Annotated in this window: 23 protein-coding genes; 12 read left to right on the top strand and 11 right to left on the bottom strand. The window is 62.2% G+C overall.

Annotated elements, in window-relative coordinates; all coding sequences use genetic code 11:
* The first annotated feature begins 180 nt into the window (after nucleotides 1-180).
* Nucleotides 181-1053, top strand: a complete 873-nt coding sequence (locus tag AK829_RS06200; RefSeq protein ID WP_052205077.1) for a DUF1906 domain-containing protein — start codon at nucleotides 181-183, stop codon at nucleotides 1051-1053.
* 79 nt (nucleotides 1054-1132) lie between these two features.
* On the opposite strand, the gene AK829_RS06205 is transcribed toward AK829_RS06200, so the two are convergent.
* From AK829_RS06205 to AK829_RS06225, 5 genes are all read right to left on the bottom strand, one after another.
* A complete protein-coding gene (locus AK829_RS06205; RefSeq protein WP_052205078.1) occupies nucleotides 1133-2779 on the bottom strand; it encodes a solute symporter family protein in 1647 nt (548 codons plus the stop codon).
* Between the two features lie 3 nt (nucleotides 2780-2782).
* Complete coding sequence (locus AK829_RS06210) at nucleotides 2783-3061, bottom strand: DUF485 domain-containing protein (RefSeq protein ID WP_083279016.1); 279 nt, start codon at nucleotides 3059-3061, stop codon at nucleotides 2783-2785.
* Nucleotides 3062-3401: 340 nt separating this feature from the next.
* Entirely contained in the window at nucleotides 3402-4229 is an 828-nt protein-coding gene (locus tag AK829_RS06215; protein WP_052205080.1) for an aldo/keto reductase, read from the bottom strand.
* 12 nt (nucleotides 4230-4241) lie between these two features.
* A complete protein-coding gene (locus AK829_RS06220; protein ID WP_052205081.1) occupies nucleotides 4242-4601 on the bottom strand; it encodes an FKBP-type peptidyl-prolyl cis-trans isomerase in 360 nt (119 codons plus the stop codon).
* 109 nt (nucleotides 4602-4710) lie between these two features.
* On the bottom strand, nucleotides 4711-6006 hold the full coding sequence (locus AK829_RS06225; RefSeq protein WP_083439770.1) for a citrate synthase: 1296 nt from the start codon (nucleotides 6004-6006) through the stop codon (nucleotides 4711-4713).
* A gap of 220 nt (nucleotides 6007-6226) precedes the next feature.
* Between AK829_RS06225 and serC the strand changes: the two genes are divergently transcribed.
* From serC to AK829_RS06240, 3 genes are read left to right on the top strand one after another with little or no spacing between them, the layout of a single operon-like run.
* Nucleotides 6227-7354, top strand: a complete 1128-nt coding sequence (gene serC / locus AK829_RS06230; protein ID WP_052205082.1) for a phosphoserine transaminase — start codon at nucleotides 6227-6229, stop codon at nucleotides 7352-7354.
* Between the two features lie 29 nt (nucleotides 7355-7383).
* Entirely contained in the window at nucleotides 7384-8232 is an 849-nt protein-coding gene (gene sepH / locus AK829_RS06235; RefSeq protein WP_052205083.1) for a septation protein SepH, read from the top strand.
* Nucleotides 8229-9080, top strand: coding sequence for a DUF6928 family protein (locus tag AK829_RS06240; RefSeq protein ID WP_052205084.1), 852 nt, complete (start codon nucleotides 8229-8231; stop codon nucleotides 9078-9080). Before sepH ends, AK829_RS06240 begins: the two co-directional genes overlap by 4 nt.
* Before the next feature lie 18 nt (nucleotides 9081-9098).
* Here the strand turns inward: AK829_RS06240 and AK829_RS06245 are convergent, their stop codons facing one another.
* Together AK829_RS06245 and AK829_RS06250 are read right to left on the bottom strand one after the other, a co-directional pair.
* Nucleotides 9099-9911, bottom strand: coding sequence for a TrmH family RNA methyltransferase (locus AK829_RS06245; RefSeq protein ID WP_052205085.1), 813 nt, complete (start codon nucleotides 9909-9911; stop codon nucleotides 9099-9101).
* Nucleotides 9912-9924: 13 nt separating this feature from the next.
* On the bottom strand, nucleotides 9925-11337 hold the full coding sequence (locus AK829_RS06250; RefSeq protein ID WP_232305808.1) for an NCS2 family permease: 1413 nt from the start codon (nucleotides 11335-11337) through the stop codon (nucleotides 9925-9927).
* Nucleotides 11338-11558: 221 nt separating this feature from the next.
* On the opposite strand from AK829_RS06250, the gene AK829_RS06255 reads away from it, so the two are divergent.
* Nucleotides 11559-12266: a hypothetical protein gene (locus AK829_RS06255; protein WP_052205087.1), complete on the top strand. Its 708-nt coding sequence runs from the start codon at nucleotides 11559-11561 to the stop codon at nucleotides 12264-12266.
* 5 nt (nucleotides 12267-12271) lie between these two features.
* Here AK829_RS06255 and AK829_RS06260 read toward each other — a convergent pair whose 3' ends face one another.
* Complete coding sequence (locus AK829_RS06260; RefSeq protein ID WP_052205088.1) at nucleotides 12272-12949, bottom strand: DUF3027 domain-containing protein; 678 nt, start codon at nucleotides 12947-12949, stop codon at nucleotides 12272-12274.
* A 57-nt stretch (nucleotides 12950-13006) separates the two neighbouring features.
* On the opposite strand from AK829_RS06260, the gene AK829_RS06265 reads away from it, so the two are divergent.
* Both AK829_RS06265 and AK829_RS06270 read left to right on the top strand, forming a co-directional pair.
* On the top strand, nucleotides 13007-13789 hold the full coding sequence (locus tag AK829_RS06265; protein ID WP_232305667.1) for a glutaminyl-peptide cyclotransferase: 783 nt from the start codon (nucleotides 13007-13009) through the stop codon (nucleotides 13787-13789).
* A 24-nt stretch (nucleotides 13790-13813) separates the two neighbouring features.
* Nucleotides 13814-14311: a DUF2771 domain-containing protein gene (locus AK829_RS06270; protein WP_052205090.1), complete on the top strand. Its 498-nt coding sequence runs from the start codon at nucleotides 13814-13816 to the stop codon at nucleotides 14309-14311.
* Nucleotides 14312-14338: 27 nt separating this feature from the next.
* On the opposite strand, the gene AK829_RS06275 is transcribed toward AK829_RS06270, so the two are convergent.
* The gene (locus AK829_RS06275) at nucleotides 14339-14722 is read right to left on the bottom strand and encodes a cold-shock protein (RefSeq protein WP_052205091.1); all 384 of its coding nucleotides are present in this window, start codon (nucleotides 14720-14722) and stop codon (nucleotides 14339-14341) included.
* 240 nt (nucleotides 14723-14962) lie between these two features.
* On the opposite strand from AK829_RS06275, the gene AK829_RS06280 reads away from it, so the two are divergent.
* Nucleotides 14963-15598 carry a resuscitation-promoting factor Rpf1 domain-containing protein gene (locus AK829_RS06280; protein WP_052205092.1) on the top strand — a complete coding sequence of 212 codons (636 nt, stop codon included), beginning with the start codon at nucleotides 14963-14965 and terminating at the stop codon, nucleotides 15596-15598.
* 91 nt (nucleotides 15599-15689) lie between these two features.
* Here the strand turns inward: AK829_RS06280 and AK829_RS06285 are convergent, their stop codons facing one another.
* A complete protein-coding gene (locus AK829_RS06285; protein ID WP_052205093.1) occupies nucleotides 15690-15887 on the bottom strand; it encodes a hypothetical protein in 198 nt (65 codons plus the stop codon).
* Nucleotides 15888-15939: 52 nt separating this feature from the next.
* On the opposite strand from AK829_RS06285, the gene AK829_RS06290 reads away from it, so the two are divergent.
* Nucleotides 15940-17958 (top strand): helicase-associated domain-containing protein, encoded by a 2019-nt coding sequence (locus AK829_RS06290; RefSeq protein WP_052205094.1) that lies wholly within the window; start codon nucleotides 15940-15942, stop codon nucleotides 17956-17958.
* Here AK829_RS06290 and AK829_RS06295 read toward each other — a convergent pair.
* Nucleotides 17955-20771 (bottom strand): FAD-binding and (Fe-S)-binding domain-containing protein, encoded by a 2817-nt coding sequence (locus tag AK829_RS06295; RefSeq protein WP_052205095.1) that lies wholly within the window; start codon nucleotides 20769-20771, stop codon nucleotides 17955-17957. The genes AK829_RS06290 and AK829_RS06295 overlap by 4 nt on opposite strands.
* Nucleotides 20772-20827: 56 nt before the next feature.
* Here AK829_RS06295 and AK829_RS06300 point away from each other — a divergent pair, with 56 nt between their 5' ends.
* The 3 genes from AK829_RS06300 to AK829_RS06310 all read left to right on the top strand — a co-directional run bounded on the left by AK829_RS06300 (nucleotide 20828) and on the right by AK829_RS06310 (nucleotide 24629).
* A complete protein-coding gene (locus tag AK829_RS06300) occupies nucleotides 20828-21706 on the top strand; it encodes an ABC transporter ATP-binding protein (protein WP_052205096.1) in 879 nt (292 codons plus the stop codon).
* Complete coding sequence (locus AK829_RS06305; RefSeq protein ID WP_052205097.1) at nucleotides 21706-22914, top strand: ABC transporter permease; 1209 nt, start codon at nucleotides 21706-21708, stop codon at nucleotides 22912-22914. The genes AK829_RS06300 and AK829_RS06305 overlap by 1 nt, the downstream gene beginning before the upstream one ends.
* Before the next feature lie 74 nt (nucleotides 22915-22988).
* Complete coding sequence (locus tag AK829_RS06310) at nucleotides 22989-24629, top strand: DNA repair helicase XPB (protein WP_052205098.1); 1641 nt, start codon at nucleotides 22989-22991, stop codon at nucleotides 24627-24629.
* Nucleotides 24630-24632: the final 3 nt, after the last annotated feature.

Consider the following 24632-nt stretch of genomic DNA (forward strand, 5'->3'; position numbering starts at 1 on the left):
GGTTCCAAAACGAAAAACAGGCGATTTTTCGGTTGAGAAATCACGGGATGCTCTATTGGACAGTTCTAGTGGACACCCAGCCTGCAGATACATCAGCATCAGGCATCAGCATCAGGCATCAACGATGTCGTAACGCCGCGCCTACCAAACCACGCAACCAGTGGGGCTAATGTTACGGATGTGACTGCATTTTCATACTCTCGCCGGACATTCCTCAAGTCCGCTGCCATCGCCACCGCGGCCGGCGCCGCCTCGTCTACGCTCCTCTCCCCTGCCGCTGCCGCCCAGGCCCCAGGCCGCGTGATTGGCACGGTTATTGACTATTCGGCGGGTGTGCCGTCGGCAAGCAGCGTGAAAGCCGCCGGCCACATGGGTGCCGTGCGCTATGTTTCCGAGCGTCGCTCGGGCGCGAACTGGATGCTGGGCAAGCCGGTTACGCTCGCCGAAACGCGCGACTTTGCCGCCCAGGGCCTCTACACCGCATCGGTATATCAGTTCGGTCGCGCGGAGACGGCTGATTGGTTGGGGGGTGCGGCGTCGGCAGCCAAGCATGCCCCTGACGCGATCCGCCTGCACCGTGCAGCCGGCGGGCCGACCGGCAAGCCGATTTATGTGGCGATTGATGACAACCCGCACAAGGACCACTACACCCACCAGATCCGTCCCTACCTGCGCGCATTCCAGGCAGCGCTGACCGTGGCTGGCTACCAGATGGGCGTGTACGGCAACTACAACGTGATCCAGTGGTGCGTGGAAGACGGCATTGGCAGCTACTTCTGGCAGCACGACTGGGGCTCCGGCGGCAAGATCCACCCCCGCACCACGATCCACCAGAAGGCGAAATGGACTGCGACTATCGACGGCATCACGGTGGACATCAACAACGTCTACGTCCGTGACTGGGGTCAGTGGCTGCCCGGCCAGCCGCAGCAGTCGCCGCTTCCCCCGATCTCCCTGAATACGCCACAGCAGAGCGACGCAGCAGCCCTAGCAGATCTGATTGCAACGAGCAGCCAGCTGTCCTCGAAGATCGATTGGGCTGGCCTGCTCTAACTTGGCTCTAACTTGGCTCTAGCTTGCCTCGGCAACAAAAAACGGCGCTTAGAAAAAGCGCCGTTTTTTATGTCACGGATTAGTGGTCGACCGGAGCCTCCACACCAACACCGGTGAGCGAACGGACCTCCATCTCGGCCTGCAGCTCATCGAAGTTGTCCGGCTTACCCAGGAAGGTACCGATGATGCCGCCGAGGAAGCCCAGCGGAATCGAGATCAGGCCCGGGCTGGACAGCGGGAAGATGGACCAATCTGCGTTCGGGAACATTGCAGTCGGGGTACCAGACACTGCCGGGGAGAGGAAGATCAGCACCAGGGCGGAGATCAGGCCGGTGTAGATGGACACAACCGCACCAGTGGTGTTGAAGCGCTTCCAGTACAGGGAGTACAGGATGGTCGGCAGGTTCGCGGAGGCCGCGATGGCGAATGCCAGGGAGACCAGGAAGGCCACGTTCTGCGTCATCGCCAGGATACCCAGGATGATGGAGACAATGCCCAGGACAACCACGGTGATGCGGGAGACGCGGACCTGCTCGTCCTCAGTTGCCTGACCGTCACGCAGCACGGCTGCGTAAACGTCGTGCGCAATGGATGCGGAGGCGGTAATCGCCAGACCAGCAACCACAGCAAGCACTGTTGCGAAGGCAACCGCGGCGATCAGCGCCATGAAGATGGAGCCACCGAGCTCGAATGCCAGCAGCGGAGCCGCCGCGTTTGCGCCACCCGGTGCAGCCAGGATGCGGTCCGGGCCAACGAAGGCAGCTGCTGCGTAGCCCAGGATCAGGGTGAGCAGGTAGAAGGAACCGATCAGGACAATTGCCCAGGTCACGGACTTACGTGCTTCCTTCGCCGTAGGCACGGTGTAGAAGCGCATCAGCACGTGCGGCAGACCAGCGGTACCAAGCACCAGGGACAGACCCAGGGAGATGAAGTCCAGCTTGGATGTGGTGGTTGCGCCGTACTTCAGGCCCGGCTGCATGATGTTCTCTGCCACATAGCCCTTCTCTGCCAGGTATGCGGAGTTGGCGTGGGTTTCAATCGCCTGGTCAAAAATAGCGTTCAGGCCGCCCTTAGCCACGACAAAGGCCAGGATGGACATGATCAGCACGCCGGTGATCAACAGAACAGCCTTAATCATCTGCACGTAGGTGGTGCCCTTCATGCCGCCAACCAGAACGTAGACGATCATGACAACGCCAACGATGGCAACACAGATCGCCTGTGCGGCAAACGAGTGCAGGTCCAGCAGCACGGACACCAGGGAGCCGGCGCCGGCCATCTGCGCGATCAGGTAGAACAGCGACACGAACAAGGTGCCGAATGCGGCGGCCACGCGGACCGGCTTCTGGCGCAGACGGAAGGAAAGCACGTCCGCCATGGTGAAGCGGCCAACGTTACGCAGCGGCTCAGCCACCAGCAAAAGCGCTACCAGCCAGGCTACGAAGAAGCCGATGGAGTACAAGAAGCCGTCGTAACCACTGAGCGCAATGGAGCCGACGATGCCCAGGAAGGACGCGGCGGACAGGTAGTCACCTGCAATAGCCAGGCCGTTCTGGGTACCGGAGAAGGATGCACCACCGGTGTAGAAGTCAGAAGACTCGCTGGTGGTCTTGCCTGCCTTGGTAACAATGAACAGGGTGACAACAATGAACGCGCCGAAGATGGCAATGTTCAGAAGCGGATTGCCGTTGGCCGCAGCCTCGGCAGCGAGGGTGTAGGTCTGCATGTGTTAGCCCTCCATCTCTTCACGGATCTGTGCCGCACGCGGCTCGATATTCTTGTTCGCCCACTTCACATAGACGTAAGTGATGGCGAAGGTGGTAATGAACTGCGCCAACCCCATCCACAGGCCCAGGTTCAGGCCAAGGAAAGGCCGTGCCATAACCTCCGGTGCGAAGGTGGCAAAGATGACGTAGAAGAGGTACCAGATAAGCGCGGCAATCATCACCGGGAAGGTGAATCCGCGGAAAGTGCTGCGAAGCTCCTGGAACTCAGGGCTCTGCTGCATTGCCACAAACTCGTCAGGCGTGGGCTCACGACGAGTGGGGACTGCTGTAGATCCAGCCACGGCCTCAATCCTTTCTTGCTAGAGGAAGTTTTCGCCTTGTTACGAGTTTGGTCAGCAAAAGCTGCCAAATACGTAACGCAACACAGAAAATGTAACGTACAGCACAAAGTCTCTCCAATGTTTAAGACTTCTCATTTCCCAGCTGGGGGTGAAACTACCCCCGCGCAATGCTGTGACCTGCATCGCTAATTAGTACTACTTACACATTTGTTTTCCCGTTTTCTGCATGAAAAAACGCCCACACCCTAACGGTGCAGGCGTTTTAGCAGCTCTAAGCGGACTAATTCGGGAACGTCCGAGGGTTGCCCCACAGGCGCTCGCCGGGGATGGAGTTGAGGGAGTTCACGTCAGCGTCGTCAAGCAGAAGCCCCACTGCGCCCAAGTTCTCCTCCAAGCGCTCCAAATTGGCAGTCTTGGGCACCACAGAGCAACCAAGCTTCATCAGGTATGCCAACACCACCTGCGCAGGCGTTGCATCGTGACGCTCAGCCACAGCAACAATCTCCGGCGCATCAAAGTTCTTCCCTCGCGCAAGCGGCGCCCACGCCTCAGTCACAATGCCGTGCTGAGCGTGGTACTCACGCAACTCCGGCTGCGTGAAACCAGCGTGCAGCTCCACCTGGTTCAGCACCGGGGTGACACCGGTAGCCGCAATCAGCTCATCCAGCACTTCCTCGTAGAAATTCGCCACACCAACCGACTGCAACTGCCCCATGCCCTGCAACTGCACGATCTGCTCAAACGCAGACACGTACCTACCCTGCTGCGGGCACGGCCAGTGCACCAAGTACAGGTCAATAAACTCCAGGCCAAGGCGCTTCAAAGACTCCTGGTACGCCTCCCCCGCACGGTGCTGGTCATCATTCCACAGCTTCGTGGTAACAAACAGCTCCTCACGAGTCACGTCGCCAGCAGCGATCGCATCACGAATCGCCTTACCAACCTCAACCTCATTACCGTACAACGAGGCGGTATCAATGTGGCGGTACCCCAGCTCGATTGCCCGGCGCACCACCGGCTCTACATCTGCAGCTTCAAGCTTGTAAGTACCAAGGCCAAGCAGCGGGAAATCATAACCGTCATTCAGCGTGGTTACTGGGATACTCATAACACCCAACTCCTACCTAGCGTCCAACAGGTCAATAACAAAGACCAGCGTGCGACCAGCCAGCGGGTGACCACCACCAGCCGGGCCGTAAGCCTTCTCCGGCGGGATGGTGAGCTGACGGCGACCGCCAACACGCATCCCCGGGATACCCTCCTGCCAGCCCTCAATCAGGCCAGCGAGCGGGAATTCCGCAGCCTCACCGCGGTCCCAAGAGGAGTCAAACTCATTGCCAGAGTCATAGGTCACGCCAAGGTAGTGGACCTTCACGTAGCCACCTGCGACAGCCTCAGCACCGTCACCAACAACCAGATCCTCAATAACCAGGTCTACCGGCGCCGGTTCCTGTGGAATCTCAATGATTGGCTTTTCCATAGGTCACTATCTCCTGTTCGTTCATAAGCTTCAAACAAGTAAAAACCGCCGAGCGGACTCCCAAGAGTATAAGGGAAGTCCGGCAAACGGCGGTGTTGGCAAGAAACGCTTAGCGCTTGTCGCGCGGCACGAAGTCGCGCTTCTGGTAGCCGGTGTAGATCTGACGCGGGCGGTTGATCTTGGTGTTCATCGCCAGCTGCTCACGGTACTGAGCAATCCAGCCCGGCAGACGGCCGATGGCAAACAGCACGGTGAAGAAGTCCGTTGGGAAGCCCATCGCGCGGTAGATCAGGCCGGTGTAGAAGTCCACATTCGGGTAGAGCTTGCGCTGGATGAAGTACTCATCATTCAGTGCAATCTCTTCAAGCTTCATGGCCAGATCCAAAAGCTCGTCCCCACCCAGGTGCTCCAGCACCTCGTGTGCGGTGTCCTTCACAATGGCTGCACGCGGGTCGTAGTTCTTGTACACGCGGTGGCCGAAGCCCATCAGGCGGACGCCCTTTTCCTTGTTCTTCACGCGGTTCATGAAGTCGGTTGCGTCACCGTCGTGGTTGTTCTTGATGTCTTCCAGCATCTCCAGAACAGCCTGGTTAGCGCCACCGTGCAGCGGGCCAGCCAGCGCGTTGATGCCGCCAGCAACGGCAACGAACATGTTGGCCTGTGCGGAAGCAATCATGCGGACGGTGGAGGTGGAGCAGTTCTGCTCGTGGTCAGCGTGCAGGATGAGCAGCTTGTCCAGCGCCTTGGTCAGGACCGGGTCAACGTGGTAGTCCTCGGTCGGGTAACCGAACATCATGCGCATGAAGTTCTCACGCGGGTTCAGGGAGTTGTCCGGGTACATGTACGGCTTACCGCGGGATGCGCGGTAGGCGTATGCCGCCAACATCGGCACCTTGGCCATCAGGCGCACGGTTGCCTTGTCCAGCTGCTCCTCATCCAGCGGGTTGAGCTGGTCTTGGTAGTAAGCAGACAGAATGTTCACGGAAGACGCGAGCACCGCCATCGGGTGAGCATTGCGCGGGAAGATGTTGAACGCTGCCTTGAAGTCCTCATCCAACAGGGTGTGGTGGCGCAGATCCTGGTTAAATGCATCCAGCTCCTCCACCGTCGGCAGCTCGCCTTTGATCAGCAGGTAGGAAACCTCATTGAAGGTTGCGTTCTCTGCCAGATCCGCAATGTCGTAGCCACGGTGGCGCAGAATGCCCTCGGCGCCGTCGATGTAGGTGATCTTGGACTCAGTAGAACCGGTGGAAACATAACCCGGGTCAAAGGTAACCAGGCCGGTCTCATTCAAAAGGTTGCCAAGTACAACACCATCGTTGCCCTCGGTGGCCTGCATGATGTCCATCTCATACTCGCCACCTGGGTAGTGAAGTACTGCCTTGTTTGCGTTTTCAGAAGCCACTATGAGCCTTTCCACGTAGACACTTGCCGCACCTAGGACACACCCTAAAAGCAGGTTGACACGTTGTGCGGATATTTACCTTGAGCCATAGTAGCACCGCGTGTGACACGGGTGACATGATTGCGCTTTTCGGCCGAAGGCTCACGCTTTGCGGACCCTTTACATATGGCGTCGCAAAGTATATTATGCAATGCACCGTAAAAATCTCCCGAAGGATGTCATGAGCACCTACCCCACCCTCCCAGCTGACCTCATCCCTGCCGACGGCCGTTTTGGCTGCGGCCCGTCCAAGGTTCGCCCTGCGCAGCTTGACGCTATCGTACGCGGCGCGGACATCATCGGCACCTCCCACCGCCAGCCCGCGGTGAAGAACGTTGTGGGTGAGGTCCGCGAAGGTCTGGCCGATTTCTTCCAGCTGCCTGAGGGCTACGAGATCGTCCTGTCCCTCGGCGGTGCTACCGCGTTCTGGGATGCTGCAACCTTCGGCCTGATTGAGAACAAGTCGGCCCACCTGACGTTCGGTGAGTTCTCCGGCAAGTTTGCCAAGGCCTCCGCGCAGGCACCGTGGCTGGAAGAGCCGCAGGTGGTTGCCGCTGAGCCGGGCACTGCCCCTAGCCCGAGCGAGCTCGACGGCACGGATGCTGATGTCATCGCCTGGGCTCACAATGAGACCTCCACCGGTGCGATGGTTCCGGTTGTCCGTCCGAATGCCGAGGGGCTCGTGCTTATCGACGCAACCTCCGGCGCCGGCGGCCTCCCCGTCGACATGAAGGAAGCTGACGTTTACTACTTCTCCCCGCAGAAGTGCTTCGCGTCCGATGGCGGCCTGTGGTTTGCGGCGATGAGCCCGGCTGCGATCGAGCGCATTGCCAAGATCAAGGAATCCGGCCGCTTTATCCCGGCGTTTTTGGACCTGCAGACGGCAGTGGACAATTCGCGCAAGAACCAGACTTACAACACCCCGGCTGTGGGCAGCCTGCTGATGTTGGCTGACCAGGTGAAGTGGATGAACGCCGAGGGTGGCCTGGACGCTATGGTTGCGCGCACCACCGCAAACTCCGAGGCGCTCTACGCCTGGGCGGATGCACATGAGCTGGCTACCCCGTTTGTGCAGGACCCGGCGTCGCGCTCCCTGGTGGTGGGCACGATTGACTTTGCGGACTCCATCGACGCAGCTGAGCTGGCGAAGGCGCTGCGCGCGAACGGCATCCTGGATGTGGAGCCGTACCGCAAGCTGGGCCGCAACCAGCTGCGTATCGGCATGTTCCCGGCTATTGATACCGCGGACGTTGTTACCTTGACGCGTGCTATTGATTCCCTGCTGGAGCAGGGCGTGGGCGCAAAGTAAGCGCCGTGTCCTGGGATAAGGTGGACGCTATGCGTGAGCTTTATCTCAGTGAAGAGGAATCGACGGAGCAGTTCTTCGTTCTGGTAGATGACGATGGTGTTCGCTACCAGCTCTCCCGCGCTGCGCTGGAAGAACTAAAAGAGGAGCCGACGCCGGAGCCGGAGCCGGCACCTGAGCCGGAGCCGCTCCCAGAGCCCGATCCCCTCTTCGCCAACGCGCTGACCATGCGCCCGAATGAGATCCAGGCCCGCATCCGCGCTGGCGCTACCGCCGCGGAGCTGGCTGAGGAGATGGGAGTTGCGGAGTCACGCGTTGAGCCCTACGCGCACCCGGTGTTGTTGGAGCGTGCGCAGATTGCTGAGGCCGCCAAGCAGGCGCACCCCGTGCGTGAGGACGGCCCGGCGAAGCTTACCCTGTTCGAGGTCCTTGCCTCCGCCTTTGCTGCGAGGGGCCATTCGCTTGCAGACGCTACGTGGGACGCTACCCGCGAACCCGGCGATGCCTGGGTGGTCCGCGTTTCCTGGAAGGCTGGCCTGACGGATAATGAGGCCACGTGGGCCTACAAGCGCCAGATGGGTTCGGGTTCCACGGCAGAGGCCCGCGACGCAGTGGCCCAGGATCTGACCGACCCGGATTTTGTGCAGCCGCGTTCCATCGTGAGCCTGGACAGGCGGGACCAACGCGTGGAGCCCGAGGAGCCCGCTGAATCCGAGGCTCCGGATGTAGAGGCAGCACCCGCCGAGGAGTTGGAGGGCGATTTCCTGCGCCACCCAGATGAGCAGGAGCAGCCGCAGCAGCGTCGCCGCAAGGCTGTCACCCCGCACTGGGAGGACGTGCTGCTGGGTGTTCGTACCTCACAGAAACGGCCGCGTAAATGAGCTACCCAGCGGTTGTGACGGTGTGGTTTGTCACCTCCGCACACCCGGAAGAGGTTTTGGCGGCAGAGCCGAAGGCGGACCGTGGGTTTGGGCGCAAGCTGCTTGCGCAGATCAACCCTGCTTGGCCGATCACGCCGATTGGGCAGTTCCCGCTCAACCGTTCCTCACGCCCGGGCCGCGATGAGTTTTACATTGCCGGTTACCCGGGAGTGGCCGTGGTGCAGACCTTTGTAGAGGATTCGGAGGAGCTTTCCCACACGGTTGGGTACCTGCGCCGCGCACTCCCCGCTGCAGATACCTACGTTTTTGCTGAGGGCACGGACAGTGGCTACGGCGGGTTTTCCCATTACGTGGGCGATGAGCTGCGCCGCTCTTTGACCGCCACGCGCGAACGGGTGATTGAAGACTTAGGTCTGCCCGAACCTTTCGAAGCCCCCTATTGGGCAGGCGAGAAAGCTGAGCAGTTAGGCGGCATCACCTTGCCGTTTGAGCCCAAAGATCTGGTGCGTGAAGCGCAACGCAGCTGGATTGGCGTGGACCTGCACGCGGGCAGCCCAGACGTACACGTGGTGGGGTATGCGGTGGATGGCCGCCCGGAGCCGAAGATCACGCAGCCTGCAAAGCCGCCCAAGACCAAGACGGTTGAGGAGGTTGCGGCGCGCTTTGCCGAAAAAGACAGCGCGTATGACGATTATGACGTGCAAAGCGACAACGACGGCGACGAGTTCGCCGAGCTTGCAGACGCCTCCGTGGCCGCCGCCAAGCGCATCGCCCGCGGCATTCGCCGCCGCGTGAAGAGTGCTGCGGCAGCACTCAAGGAGCGCATCCGCCACTCAGATCGGCCATAGATCGGCCCTAACTAGGCCCTAACGGTTGCGCTCGTAGAACGCGATAGCCGCGCTTGTTGCCACGTTCAGTGAATCAGTGCCGGGGCTCATGGGGATCTGTGCGCGCACATCTGCTGCACGCATTGCGTGTTCAGTCAGCCCCGGGCCTTCCGCCCCCACCATGAACGCCACCTTCTCATACGGCGCACCCGTTTCCGGGTTGGTGAGCGCATCCCGCAGCAGTACCGAATCCGGCGCCGGGGTCAGCGCCACAATGTGAAACCCCGCCTGGCGCAGCTGCTCCAGGTCGCGCTGCCAGGTGGTTGGCGTGCCCCCAAAGTGCGCAAACGGAGTGCGCAGCACGTGCCCCATGGACACGCGCACGCTGCGGCGGTACAGCGGATCTGCGGTTGCCGCGCCGAAAAGCACGCCGTCTACCCCCATGCCTGCGGCGTTGCGGAAAATGGAGCCGATGTTCTCGTGGTCCCCCACTCCCTCCAAGATCACCAGGGTGCGGGCACCCGCTGCCACCTCAGCAACGCTTAAAGGTTCCGGGCGGTCAGCCGAAGCGAGAAGCCCCCGGTGCATGTCGTAGCCAACAACCTGCCCCATAATCTCGCGCGTGATCTCGTACACCGGGATCTCGCGGCGCGACAGCTCCTCGCCGTGCTCCTCCAGGAAAGTAGCCAGGCGTCCCCCAAAACCAAAGACAGCGCGCATGGGAAAGCGCGATGCCAAAAGACGACCCGCCACCAACGGGCCTTCGGCGATCACCAGACGTTTCTCGCTATCGGAGTGTTTCAGGTCTCGGATGTCGTCGAGGGATGGGGACAACGGGTCGTCGATACGCATAATGCTCTGTGCCTTAACCCACGAGAGCCAGCAGTGGGCCCTGCGCAAAGTAGACAACAAACAGCGCGGAGATCAGCCACATGATCCAGTGGATCTCACGCGCCTTGCCAGCAAACAGCGCCATGACGGTAAACGCGATGAAGCCCACGCCAATACCGTTTGCAATGGAGTAGGTAAACGGCATGACCACGATGGTCAAAAAGGCCGGAAATGCCACGTCAAAGCGCGTCCAGTCAATGCCGCCAACCTGCATCATCATCAGCGCACCCACAATAACCAGCACCGGTGCCGCAGCCTCAATCGGCACAATCTCATACAGCGGGGTGAAGAACATAGCCAGCAGGAACAACACGCCGGTGACCACGTTGGCAAGGCCCGTGCGCGCGCCGTCTGCAATACCCGCGGAAGAATCCACATACACCGTGTTGGAAGAGCTGGAGGCAAAACCACCAGCAACGGCGCCGAAACCCTCAACGATCAGGGCGCGCTTCATGTCCGGCAGGTTGCCCTTCTCATTAGCCAGGCCAGCCTGGCGGCCAAGCGCGGTCATGGTGCCCATAGCGTCAAAGAAGTTCGCCAGCACCAGGGTGAACACCATGAGCGACGCAGCCAGCACGCCCGCGTTGATAAACGCGCCAACCAGATCAACCTTGCCCACCAACGACAGGTCCGGGATGCCGCCGAAGCCCTCCGGGATGGTCGGCACCGCAAGGGACCAGCCGTGCGGATCCTCAGCGGAGGAACCCACGCCAGCAATCGCCTCAACAACCAAAGCGATAATCGTGGTGATAACGATGCCAATGAACAGGCCACCCGGCACGTTGCGGGCAACCATGAAACCACAAATCACAAGACCCAGCACGAAGACCAACGTCGGCCAGGAGGCAATCGAGCCTTCAAAACCAAGCTGGACCGGCACGGTGGTCATCGCGGCGTCCGGAATGCGGCGGACAAAGCCAGCATCTACAAGACCAATCATGGCGATGAACATGCCGATGCCCACGCTCATGGCCACCTTCATGGAGTTCGGGATCGCCTCAAACACCGCGGTGCGGAAACCGGTGACGGCAAGCACGCAAATAATGATGCCGTCAATCACCACAAGGCCCATGGCCTCCGGCCAGGTCAGGCCCTGCTGCCCCACCAGCGTCACCGCAACCAGGGTGTTGAGTCCCAGGCCCGTTGCAATGCCGAAGGGGTACTTCGCCACAACGCCGAAGATAATGCACATCACGCCGGCAACCAGCGCGGTCACCGCAGCCACCTGCGGAATACCCAGCACAACGCCATCGCGGTCCGGGCTGGTACCAATGATCAGCGGGTTGAGCAGGACGATGTACGCCATGGCGAAGAACGTGACCACGCCGCCGCGGATCTCACGGCCGACAGTGGAGCCACGCTCCGAAATGTGGAAGAAGCCGTCCAGTCCGCCGGCAGGCTTCGAAGGTGTTGGTTGTTGCGCGCCAGTTTCAGGCGCGCTGGTATCTCGGGTGGTCACGGTGTCTTGGATCCCTTTTCAGGTGCGTTGTTGGAAGACTGGCTATTGCCTGTCATATTGCCTGTCATAGACTGTCACTTTGCGTGTAAAAAACCAATTTCAATTCCAGTAATTTTTCGGCACAGTAAGGCACAGTAAGCAGGGCAGACGTGGATAGTTTCACCTTTGTGGTGCAAGAAGGCACCGTCATTGACGCTGCGCTGTATGCCCAGCGCTTGCGTGAGCTGGGGGTTTCCACCGCCGACATGCAATCCTTGCGTGTTCGGTTGGCGGATGTAGCAGGGACTCGACGGGCAATCTTGCACATCAACAACGGCACACCTGTGCTGGTACTTCGCCCCCTTGCGCCAGCCCCGCAGGAGATCACCATGTCCGCGCTGCCGATCCCGGATGAGCGCACCGTGCCCGAAAAGGTTGGTCCGGATTCCGGTTGGCAGCAAACCCAGCTGGCCTTGTTGCCTTCGGATGAGGGCTTGCTTGCTGATGCCGCAGGAAACGTCGTCTGCGCCATCATGCGCCCACTGATTGCCATCCATGAAAGCGAGGATCCAGCGCACGGCATCTGCGCATATATCTCTACGCACCCCCACACACCCCGCTCAGTAGCGCTAGATGGCGTGGTGGATATCCTGCGCGCCCATGGAGTGTGCGTTCACACGCTGCCGGAAGGATTCTCGCTAGGACAGCTGCACGACAGTGAGGTCTGGGTGGTCGACCCGGTCTACGGCGTCCGTTTGGTCGAATCCTGGGTGGAGTACGGCACGCCTCGCTCGGCGCGGCTGCTGTTTGAGCGCGCCGGCGTGCCCTCGCACCGGGAAGTCAACGAGGCACGCGCAAAGCGCGCCGCCACGTTCTAATCCCACTAGTCATTCACTACGGTGTCCGCGTGCGCGCCGCAGCCGTAGGAGGCTGCAACAACGTGGCCGTCGGCGGAGTATTCGTTGGTGCACACACCAAAGTTGTCACCCACCGGCTCCCCCATGGGCAGGTAGAAAGCGCAGCTGCGGCAGTACAGGGTGGCCTTTTCGGCGAACTCGCTGTTTGGCCCGTAGTCGCCGGTGCGCCAGCGCTTCTCGGCGTCGCGCAGGCCTTGTTCGGTCAGGTAGTGCTTGGTCTCGCGTCCGGGGAAGGTAATGGCGTGGCGGGAGAAGGAGTCGTCGGTCACCCGAGCGTCGTGAGGCGAAAGCTCCATGATGTCGCCGGGGCCGAGGTCGCCTGGGCGCAGGCGCTCCGAGTAGGGCACCCATTCCGGCGCTTCGAGCGCGCCCGTTGCTGGGATCAGCGCGACCTCGTTGATGGTGATGGTGTCTGAGCCGGTTGCGCACGCAATCACGGCGTTCCACTCCCAGCCGGTGTAGCCAGGCACGTTCGCTTCGAAGCGGTGGGTGGCCACGTTGGCTTGCAGGCCGGTGACGCCGATGTGGTCGCCGATTTCGTGGTCCGCGGCGACGTCTCCAAGCGCCTCTCGCGCCGCTGCTACCGCCTTGGGGCTAAGCAACGGGGATCCGGCGGAATGTCGGTTACGTCTGGGTTTACTCACTCCCCCATTATGCGTGTGTTGCTTTTCAGGGGTACAAGATGGTGCAAGATGGTGCCCATGCCGAATCCCTCCAAACCTTGTGCCGCCCTTGCCTTTCTCGCGTTGCTGCCGCTGAGCGCGTGCGGCACCGACAACCAGCCCGAGCAGCTTGTGGCGGTTGTGCATGAGCGGTATGACTTTGACCCGACAAGTTTCACCCAGGGCCTTGAGGTGGGCCCTGGCGGTGAGTTGTACGTGGGCACGGGTTGGAACGGGGAGTCGCGCGTGTATCGCCGCGACATCAACGGCACTGAGCTTGCCTCCCAGTCGCTGCCGGATGAGGATTTTGGTGAGGGCATTTCGCTTGTAGACGCCGCGTTGTGGCAACTCACCTGGCAATCCGGTATCGCCTACAAACGGGATGCCCAAACGCTTGAGGTGGTAGACCAAGCGGCAATTGATGGTGAGGGCTGGGGCATTTGCCATCTCGAAGAAACCGGCGAGATGATCTTCTCCGACGGCACCGCGCAGCTGCGCCGCATGGACCCAGAGACCCTTGAGGAGCGCGAGCGTTTCAGCGTCACGTTGGCCGGCGAACCCGTCGATGGCCTCAATGAGCTGGAGTGCGTGGGTAGTGATGTGTACGCCAACGTATTTACCACCACCGATATCGTGCGCATTGACGCGGAAACGGGCAATGTTACCGCTGTCATTGACGCCTCCGGCGTGCCAAACAACGCGGAGCCTGATTTGAACAATGTGCTCAACGGCATTGCGCACATACCCGGAACCGATGAGTTTTATGTGACGGGTAAGCGCTGGCCGGACCTGTACCGGGTTACCTTCACCCCCGCCGACTAAGGCTGCTGGGTAGAATCCGCAACCATGGCAAAAGGCGGAAAGAACCAAAGCGTGAAGCAAATGGTGGCGGTTATTGCCGTTGCGTTGCTGCTTGTCACCGGCATCTATTTCTTTATGGAGTACCAGCGCACCCGCCCGGGCACCCCAATTTCAGATGTTGCAATCAGCGTGACGTCCGCCGGTGAAACCCGCGAGATCCCCCCGTACACCGTTTGTGAGCTGGACCAGGAGTGTGACGGCGGCACTCCCCCGTCCATGCCGCTGGGTGATGATTCGGTGCACGTGGCTGTGCCGAAGGACATCGCGCAGACCAGCTGGCGCGTGCTGGCTATTTATGACGACCCGGCGGCCAACAACGAGACCGTCTACACCTCCGGCGAAGCCACCGAGCACGAGATCGACGCAGTGACTGAGTCCGGGGCGACACTCGTGGTGGCGGAAGTGTCCGCCCTAGCAATTGACCACGCTGCCGACGGGGAGGAAGTCCCAGTCATTGCAACGTGGTCAGTTGGGTTTGAGTAAACGCTCCCGTTTTAACAGCGCCTCTTTTTACGCGTCGAGCTCCTTCGCCACCGCGCGCAGGATCTCCGCAACCTGGCGGGATTCCTTGCGGTCCGGGTAGCGGCCGGCGGTCAGTGCGGGCTGGATCTGGGTTTCGATCAGCGTCATCACATCTGCAAGCATGCTGCCCAGTTCCTCCGGCTTGCGGCGGTGTACAGGCCTGCGGCGCGGCGTGTCCAGGATCTCAAGGCGCAGCGCCTGCGGTCCGCGGCGGCCGGCGGCAAAGTCGAATTCCACGCGCTGGCCGGGCACAAGCTCCTCAACCCCTTCGGGCAGCACGTTGCGGCCGATGAAGACGTCTTCCTCACCAGGGTTCGAGGCGAAACCGAAGCCCTTTTCGGCGTCGTACCATTTAACCTTTCCAATTGGCATGGCTAATCCTCCTGTCTACGTAGATCTGGTGAGCTTACCCCGTCGCCCGAAAGAGCCCAGCGCAGCCCCAAGTGACACAGATCACATATTTTGCTTTTCGACGCCACGAGCTGCCCTTATAGCGCCCCAAAACCCAGTATCTTCGCCATTTTGTGGCACGAGCGTGACTGAATCGTTATAAAACGTTAGGCTACTGCGAAACGTCCGAAGTCAACCGGCCCGTAAGAGAAGGAAGTAACTATGGGACGCCACTCTAAGCAGACCACCTCCGTGAGCAAGAAGGCACTCGCTGGCGCAGCAGCCGCTGCCGCGCTTACCGGCATCGCTGCACCGCAGGCAACGGCCGCACCGGATTCCGATTGGGACAAGCTCGCACAGTGCGAGTCCGGCGGCAACTGGGCCATCAACACCGGCAACGGCTACTACGGCGGTCTGCAGTTCTCCTACGGCACCTGGCTGGCATACGGCGGCGGCGAGTTCGCCCCGACCGCTAACCTGGCAACCCGTGAGCAGCAGATCATCATTGCTGAGCGCACCCTTGCTGGCCAGGGCTGGGGCGCATGGCCGGCTTGCTCCGCACGCCACGGCCTGAACTCCGCACCGACCAACCGCGACGCACAGGCAGCGCAGGCCGCTCCGGCTCCGGTTGCAGCACCGGCAGCTGAGGCAGCTACTGGCAGCTCCGACAGCCTGGCTGTGGACGCACTGTTCAACCAGCTGACCGCAACGCTGACTGACGCTGGCCACACCGTGCCGCAGGAAGTGCACGAGACCTACGCTGCTAACAAGCATGACTACAACGGCTTCTACTTGGCCAACCGCCAGCTGATCGACTCTGTGCTGGCAGGCAACATCGCTGGCGCACTGGGCTTCTAAGCACCTGTAACAGCTCCACAGCTGCTCACAGCTAGCAAAAAAGCGGCCGCTTTCCAGCGGCCGCTTTTTGTTGTTCCTACGAGCTTAGGTTTTACTCGCCGTTGAGACGGGACGTGGTGTGCACGTAGCCGGTCTGCTCCGGCGGCATCGGCAACACCAGCTCATTGCCAAACGGGCTGCTTGCGCCAGCCAGCTTGGAGGAGATCTCGGTCACCGGGTGACCATTACCAGGAACGTTCGTGGGCCAAGCCGGGTTCGCGCGCCCAATCTTCTCTGCATCTTTAGCCATGCGTCTTATTCTTTCACGTTCTGGGCAGAAACGCACGTAGGATTGTGCGGAAATGTTTACTGAGGATCAGCTTCGAGCACTAATTCGCACCCGCCCGGACGCGTTCTTCCCCCTTCCCCCAACGCAGGCGTCCCTGCGCACACGCCTTGGACTGCCGGGTTCTGTCTCACGGGCGCTGCGCACGCTCAACGCGGCAGACCTGCACGCACTAGAGCAGCTGGCAGACCGTGGTGCGGAGCTTGACCCGGTTGACACCACGGGCCTTGACCTGCAGCTAGAGCGTCTACGGGAGCGCGCCCTGATCACCGGCCCCGCCGACGCTGTGCGCATTGCTGCCGGCACCCTCAGCGCCTTGCCGGCCGGGTGGAGGGTATCGGATGTGGCGCCGGAGGGGGTGCGCGAAGGCGTCGAAAAGCTTGATGCCAACGAGCGCAAAGTGCTGGAAACCCTGGCGCGCGCAGGTGGCGTGGGCACCACGAAGGCGGCGGCACCCGATGCGGATCCGGATACCCCCGTTGCCCGCCTGATAGCCAAGCAAATGCTGGTGCGCGTTGACGGCGCAACCGTGCGGCTGCCGCGGCCCGTCCGCGAAGCGCTGGTCGGCCAGACCCCGCGCATCTACCCGCTGGTGGAGCCAGAGCAGCCAGAGGTAGACCAGCACGCGGTGGATGAGGCCGCGACCGCGCAAGGCTTAGAGGCCGTGCGCCAGATGCGCCAGCTGCTCACGCGCCTGTTGGCGGAGCCGGTAGCGCTGAACAAGGACAGCACCGTCGGCGTGCGCGCACTTGCCGCGCTGACCAAGGAGCTGGGCTTTGACCCGACATTCATGGTCACCGTCGGCGAATCCGCAGGCCTTATCGGCCGCGGCAATGTGGATCCTGCCCAAGACGCCGATGCGCTCGCAGCGACCCACGACGCGCTGAGCTGGCTCGACGCCACGTTGACACAGCAGTGGGCGATTGTGCTCGCCGGCTGGGTCGCCTCCCCATGGCGTATTGACCAGGGCCACAAGCTGCTGTCCGCGGAAAGCCACGCGCCTGATATCCGCCACGCACGCATGGACATTCTGCGCGCGGGCGGCAACCTGCAGATGCTGCTGTTTCAGGCTCCCCTGGCGGCCGCCGCTATGCGCGACGCACTGATCAACGCGGTAATCACCGAAGCCGAGCAGGTTGGCGCACTGGCGCTTGGCGCAGCCTCCTCCCCGCTGCAGGCAGTGCTAGACGGTGGCGACGTTGCCGCCGCAGCCACCCTCGTTCCGCCTGAGGTGGACACCCTGATTGCCCAGGCCGACATGACGGTGCTCGCCCCCGGTCCCCTCACTCCGGACGTTGCGCGTGTGCTGGAGCGTTTCGCCGACATGGAGTCCCCCGGCCTTGCCAGCGTCTGGCGGGTTTCTGAGGCCAGCCTGCGCCGCGCATTTTCCGGCGGCATGACTGCCCCTCAGCTCCACGAGTGGCTTCACGCACACGTCATGGGCGAGGTCCCCCAGGCGCTGAGCTTCATGGTTGATGACGTCGCGCGCAACCACGGCACCATCCGCGCCGGCCAAGCGCTCAGCTACATCCGCAGCGAGGACCCCGCACTGATCACCAGGGCCCTTTCGCTTATCGACGCCCTACGTCCCCTCGCCCCCACCGCCGCCATCGCGGAGATCCCGCTTTCCCAACTCTTGGCGCAGCTGCGCCAAGCGGGCCTGCAGCCGGTGGCGGAAAACGCCCAAGGCGCGTCAGTGAACATCGCGCCGGAGCCGGCCCTGGTGCCGGCAACGCCGTCGACCATCCCGCGGGTGCGTGGGGTGGCGGATGGGGAGGTTGCGCGGATCGTCGCAAAGCTGGAAAGCCCCGACGAGGAATCGGAAGCTGACGGCGACAACCTGGAAACCCTGCGGGCTGCCGCGCGTGGCCGCCGGCACGTGCGCCTGGGATATGTGGACAAAAACGGGCGCGGGCGCATGCTGACCGTGCTGCCGCTGAGCGTTAGCGCCGGGCAGGTGGATGCGCTGGACGAAGCATCCGACCGCGTCGTGCGCATTGCCCTACCCCGCATCACCAAAGTGGTGCTGGCCTAGCGGCTGGCACGCTCCAGGATCTCCAGAATGTGCTCGTAGTCCTTGCCTGTTGCCGCGGTCAGGCCCAGCTCACATGTGCGGTTGGAGGACGCATGGCACGCTGATCCCAGCTCCTTGGCTTCGGCTGCCTCGCGCTTGGTTGCCGCGTGCGTGAGCTCCGGGTGCAGCATGCCGCGGTCCCCCGCGTAGCCGCAGCAGTTCCACTCCGCGGGCACGCGCACATCCTCGGCTGCGGCGGCTGCGACGTGCTTCAGCGTCTCCACGATGCCCAGGTGCGTCGCCGAACACGTCGGGTGCAACGTCACCGATGGCACCTTGTGTGTGACCTCAAGGTTTGCCAGCACGTGTTGTTCCACAAACTCGATCGCGTCAATGACCGTGATGCCAATACTTTCCGCCATGTCGCGGAAGCCGTGCGTACAGCTCGACGCATCCACCACCACCGGCAGACGCCCACCATCCGTTGCTGCGATCAGTTGGTCGTTCACGCGGCGCTGCATGATGTCGTGGCCGGTGCTCATGCCTTTGGACGTCCATGGCGTGCCACAGCACATCCCGTCAATGCCCTCCGGGACCGTAAGCGCAAGACCTGCACGCTCCACCAGCTTCGCAAACGCCTCAGAGGCGCCCACGCCATCACTTTGCGGGCCGAACATGGAGTTCACACACGCCGGGACGAACACACCGGTTGGCTCCACGCCCGGCGCGCCGATACGCGTGCCAAACGCCTTGGAACGCTTCACGCCACCCTTGGACAGCTCGGGACGGTACTGCGGGACCGTGTCCTTGCCCACGAGCGCACGCGCAACGTCAGTGACCTTCTGCACCAGGCTGGTCGGCATGTAGTAGGCGCCGGTCAGCGCGACAGAAGCCACGCTGTTGCCCGGGCCCCACGCCTTGGCTGCGGCAGCCCAGCCGGCGGACTTCACGGCACCGGCCTCGCCGCGGCGCAGCGACTTGATGAACTTGCCAGTGTCAATGCCCACCGGGCAGGCGGTCACGCACATGGAGTCCACCGCACAGGTGTCAATGCCCTCGTACTGGTACTCCTTGTCAATGTGTGCTACCAGCTCCATGTCGCCTTCCTTAAGCGCCTTGGCACGGGCGCGGCGCACCACGATGCGCTGGCGCGGGGTCATGGTCAGGTCGCGTGAGGGGCACACCGGCTCGCAGTAGCCGCACTCCACGCAAGGGTCAATCTCATCTTCCACCTGCGGGTTGAGCTTGAAGTTCTTCATGTGCTCGCGATCGTCTTCAGTGATGATCACGCCCGGGTTCATCACCCCACGCGGGTCGGCGGCGCGCTTGAGTTCCACCATCACCTCGTAGAGCTCGTCGCCGTATTGGCGGCGCACATACGGCGCCATCACACGACCCGTACCGTGCTCTGCCTTCAGGTTGCCGCCGGCGCCGAGGACCAGGTCGACCATGTCCTCGTTGAAGCCGTCATAACGCTTCAGGTTTTCATCACCCTCGAAGCGGTCCGTGATCAGGAAGTGGATGTTGCCGTCCTTGGCGTGGCCGAAGATGACGGCCTCGTCATAGCCGTAGGTGTCAAAAAGCTGCTGCAGCCCACCGCACGTATCGGCGAGGTCCTGGACGGGCACCGCGATGTCTTCGAGCAACGCGGTCGTACCGGACGGACGCGCCTCCGCCACCTGGGCGTAAAGGCCCTTGCGGAACGCCCACGCCTTGGCGCCTTCCAGAGGGTCAGTGCTGAACTGGGCCGGGGTCTGCAGCTCAAACTCTTTAAGGAGCCTGGAACCTGCCTGCTCGTATTCACGCAGCTGCTCAAGCTCATTGGCATGGTACTCAATCAAAAGCGCCGCCTGGCCGCCGAGTTCGAAGCCGGTGATCTGTTCCGGCACCGAGTCGAAGGTGCGGCCCACCTTGATGGAACGCGAATCCATCAGCTCCAGCGTTGCTGCCTTCGAGTCGAACAGGGCCGGAAGCGAACGGGTTGCCGCATCCAGCGTCGGGTACACCGCGATGGTGGTGGTCTTCAGCTTCGGCACCTCAATAGTGCGGAACACTGCCTCCGCGATAAACGCCAGCGTGCCCTCGGATGCCACCAGCAGGTGCATAAAGATGTCCAGCGGGGACTCAAAATCCAAAAACGAGTTCAGGCTGTAGCCCATCGTGTTCTTCAGCGCGAAGTGGCGCTGGATGATATCCACGGATTCCTTATTCCCACGCACGCGGCGCTTCAGGCGCTCCAGCGTTTCCACAAGCTCCGGTTCCTGCTGCGCAAACTGCGCTTCCGAATCCGTATCCGCGGTGTTGATCACGGTGCCGGACGGCAACACGAACGTCAGAGACTCAATGGTGTTGTAGGTGTTGAACTGCGTGCCGCAGGCCATACCGGAGGAGTTGTTCGCAATCACACCGCCGATGGTTGCTGCACCCTCGGACGCTGGGTCTGGGCCAATTTTGCGACCGTAGGCAGCCAAGTGTGCGTTGACCTGACGGACCGTGGAGCCAGGCTGCACGCGCACACGCTTGCCGCCATCCAGTACTTCCACGCCGCGGAAGTGCTTTCGCACATCCACCAGCATTCCCCCGCCGCCGGCCTGGCCGGAGAGGGACGTGCCCCCAGCGCGCAGCACCACCGGGGCTCCAGAAGATGCGGAGGCGCGAAATGCTGCCGCGACGTCGTTCGCGTTTCGCGCTCCGACTACCACATCGGGCATGTACAGGAAGTGCGACGCATCGTGGGCGTACTTAATACGATCGATTGGGCGGGTGGATAGTTGCTGGTCAGAGCCAAGTTCGCGGGCCAAATGCGCCGCAGGATTGGAGATGGTAGCCGTCATGGGTCCATGATAAACCCGCCTCACGCAACGTCATATCTTTTGCTAGCTTTGGCCGGGTGACTACATTTCAGATTCAGGACCTCTACAAGCGCTTCGGCGACGTTCAGGCCCTCGACGGGATGGACTTCACCGTCCGCGACGGAGAGATGTACGGCTTCGTCGGTTCCAACGGCGCCGGAAAATCGACCACGATGCGCATCGCGTTAGGCGTGCTCAGCGCCGACTCTGGCGAGGTGCTCCTCGATGGGCGCCCGCTTGATAATGACTCTCGCCGCCGCATCGGCTACATGCCCGAAGAACGTGGCCTCTACGGCAAGGAAAAGATCCTGGATCAGCTGGTCTTTTTGGCCAAACTCCACGGTGTGGACGGCGCGGCCGCCAAGGCGCGTGGCACCGAGCTACTCGAAGAGCTCGGCCTGGCTGAGCGTCTGGGCGACAAGCTCGACGACCTCTCCCTGGGCAACCAGCAGCGCGTGCAGTTGGCAGCTTCGCTGATCCACGATCCGGAGGTGCTCATTCTTGACGAGCCGTTCTCCGGCCTCGACCCCGTCGCCGTGGACGTGATGAGCACGATGCTCACCGACCGCGCACGTGCCGGCGTTCCAGTCATCTTCTCCTCGCACCAGCTCGACTTGGTGCAGCGGCTTTGCGACCGCATCGGCATTGTCACCCGAGGCCGCATGGTCGCCGAAGGCACCGTCGATGAGCTGCGCTCCGGCGGCCCGGTGCGCTTCCGCGTCGGTACGCAGGCGCGCGGCTGGATCCCCGCAACCGCCACGCTTATTAGCGACACCCCCACCCACGTCACCCTAGAAACCAACTCCGCCGACAACGACCAGGCGATCCTCCGCGCCGCAATGGCCGCCGGCCCAGTCCACGAGTTCACCCGCGTTGTGCCGGATCTGGCCGAGCTGTTCAAGGAGGTTGTGAAGTAATGAAGACTTACTCCCCCATGCACACCATCACCACCACCGCGAAGCGCGAGGTGCAGATCCTGCTGCTGAAGAAGGGCGTCATTGTCACGCTCGTGATCATGTTGCTGGCCATTCTCGGCATGATTGGCGTCGGCTCCTGGATGAAAAACAAGGACGAAGCGGAGGCAGAAGGCGGCGGCCCGGCCATCGCCGCCATGGGCATCGCAGAGCAGCTTCTCAACGACGCCGGCTACGACGCCCGCACCGCCACCGACCGCACCGAGGCCGAACAGTTAGTCCGCGACGGCGACGTGCAGGCCGCCCTGATCGTCGAGGGCGACACCTGGGAAGTCCTTGCGGACGGCTCCCCCTCCACCAGCATCCTCACCGGCCTCGACGCCCTCTCCCAGCAGCAGGCGCGCGCGGAAACCTTAAGCAACCTGGGCATTAGCCCCGCCGACTACGAGGCCGCCTCCCCGCAGGTCAACGTCGTACCGGTGGACATCAACGACACTGAAGGTGCAGACGCTGACGGCACCGAAACCGCACAGCTATTGACCCGCATGCTCACCACCTTTTTCGCGCTGATCATCATCATGTTCACCGTGATCACGTTTGCTGCCCAGGTGGGCAGCCGTGTCACCGAGGAGAAGTCCTCGCGCGTCGTCGAGCTCATCTTGGCCTCCGTTCGTCCGCTGGACTTCCTCGCCGGCAAACTGTTGGGCACCGTCGTCTTCGGCTTCCTCGCTACCGCGGTGCTGCTCGCTGTCGGCGGCGTCGGCCTGAAGGTCTCGGGTCTTATCGACGACGTCGAAATCGACTGGTCCGTCCTCCCCATCCTGTTTGTCGCCTGGCTGTTGTCCATGCTGTTCTTCGGCGGCCTGTATGCTGCCGCCGGTGCGATGGTGCAGCGCACCGAGGACCTGCAGTCCACCCAGATGCCGATCCTGATTCTGCTGATGGCGTGCGTGTACATCCCGTCGTTTGGCTGGTCCAACACCGACACCACCTTCATGCAGGTCGTGAGCTGGATCCCGCCGTTTTCCATCTTCGCCGCGCCCTTGACCTACGCAGCTGGCGACTTCACCGCCATCCAGCTCGCGGGCTCCTTCACGCTCGCTGCGGTCACCACCGTCCTCGTCGTGTGGGGTGCCGCCCGCATCTACAAGCGCACGATCCTCAACAACAGCAGCGTGACCAAGTGGACTCAGGTGCTTCGGAGGGGTTAGCACGCTTAGGCGATGTATTTTTCGCAGCTATGCCCGTAGACTACCCACGCCTACTATCAGGAGGAGTAGATCGCATGGCTTACGGCGACGGCCCACTTATCGTCCAATCGGACAAGACCGTACTGCTTGAGGTCGCGCACCCCAACGCCGCCAAAGCCCGCGCGGCGCTCGCCCCGTTTGCGGAGCTTGAGCGCGCACCCGAGCACGTACACACCTACCGCATCACCCCGCTGGCGCTGTGGAATGCGCGCGCCGCGGGCTTTGACGCAGAGCAGGCCGTTGACGTGCTGGAGCGCTACTCCCGCTTCCCCGTCCCGCAGGCGCTGCTCATTGACGTCGCAGAGACCATGGCCCGCTACGGCCGCCTCAAACTGATCAAGCACCCAGCACACGGGCTGATTTTGGAGTCCGATGACCCGCTGATTCTCACCGAGGTTCTCCGCAGCAAGAAAATCCAGCCGTTGGTGGCCAGGCCTATAGATGAGGTCACGGTGCCGGTGCATCCGTCCTCACGCGGCCAGATCAAACAAGAGCTGATCAAGCTGGGCTGGCCGGTGGAGGACCTTGCAGGCTACGTCGACGGCGAATCCCACCCGATCGCGCTCAACCACGACGGCTGGGAGCTTCGGGACTACCAGCAGTACGCCACCGAGTCCTTCTGGGAGGGCGGCTCCGGTGTAGTCGTCCTGCCCTGCGGCGCGGGTAAAACCATCGTTGGCGCAGCGTCCATGGCGCAGGCGCAGACCACCACGCTGATCTTGGTCACCAACACCGTCGCCGGCCGCCAGTGGCGCGACGAGCTTTTGCGCCGCACCACACTCACGCCCGAGGAGATCGGCGAGTACTCCGGCGAGCGCAAAGAAATCCGCCCCGTCACCATCGCCACCTACCAAGTGGTCACCCGCAAAACCAAGGGCGAGTACAAGGCGCTCGAACTGTTTGACTCCCGCGACTGGGGCCTGATTATTTACGACGAAGTCCATCTCCTCCCCGCCCCCGTCTTCCGTATGGCCGCCGACCTGCAGTCACGCCGCCGCCTGGGACTTACCGCCACGCTCGTGCGTGAGGACGGCCGCGAGGACGACGTCTTCTCCCTCATCGGCCCCAAGCGCTACGACGCCCCCTGGAAAGAACTCGAAATGGCCGGCTACATCGCCACCGCCGAATGCGTCGAAGTGCGCACCACACTCACCGCGGAGGAGCGGCTCGTCTACGCCAGCGCCGAAACGCGTGAGCGCTACCGCCTGGCGGCGTGCTCGCGGGGGAAGCTGGGGGTCGTCGAAAAGCTACTGGCCCTACATGCCGGCAAGCAGACCTTGATCATCGGCGCCTACGTTGACCAGCTGGAAGAGATTGCCCAGCACATTGGGGCTCAGCTTATCGACGGCACAACGTCCACCAAAAAACGCGAAACCGCCTTCCAAGCGTTCCGGGACGGCGAGATCTCCACCCTTGTGGTGTCCAAGGTGGCGAACTTCTCCATCGACCTGCCAGAGGCAGCCGTGGCCATCCAGGTCTCCGGCACGTTTGGCTCCCGCCAGGAGGAAGCGCAACGCCTGGGCCGGCTGCTGCGTCCGAAGGCCGACGGCGCCGAGGCACTGTTTTACACCGTGGTCGCGCGCGACACGCTTGATGCCGAATACGCCCTGCGCCGCCAACGCTTTTTAGCGGAGCAAGGCTACGCCTACAGGCTTGTAGACGCTGACGACATCTAAACA

This window comes from Corynebacterium riegelii, assembly GCF_001263755.1.
Classification (GTDB): Bacteria; Actinomycetota; Actinomycetes; order Mycobacteriales; family Mycobacteriaceae; genus Corynebacterium; species Corynebacterium riegelii.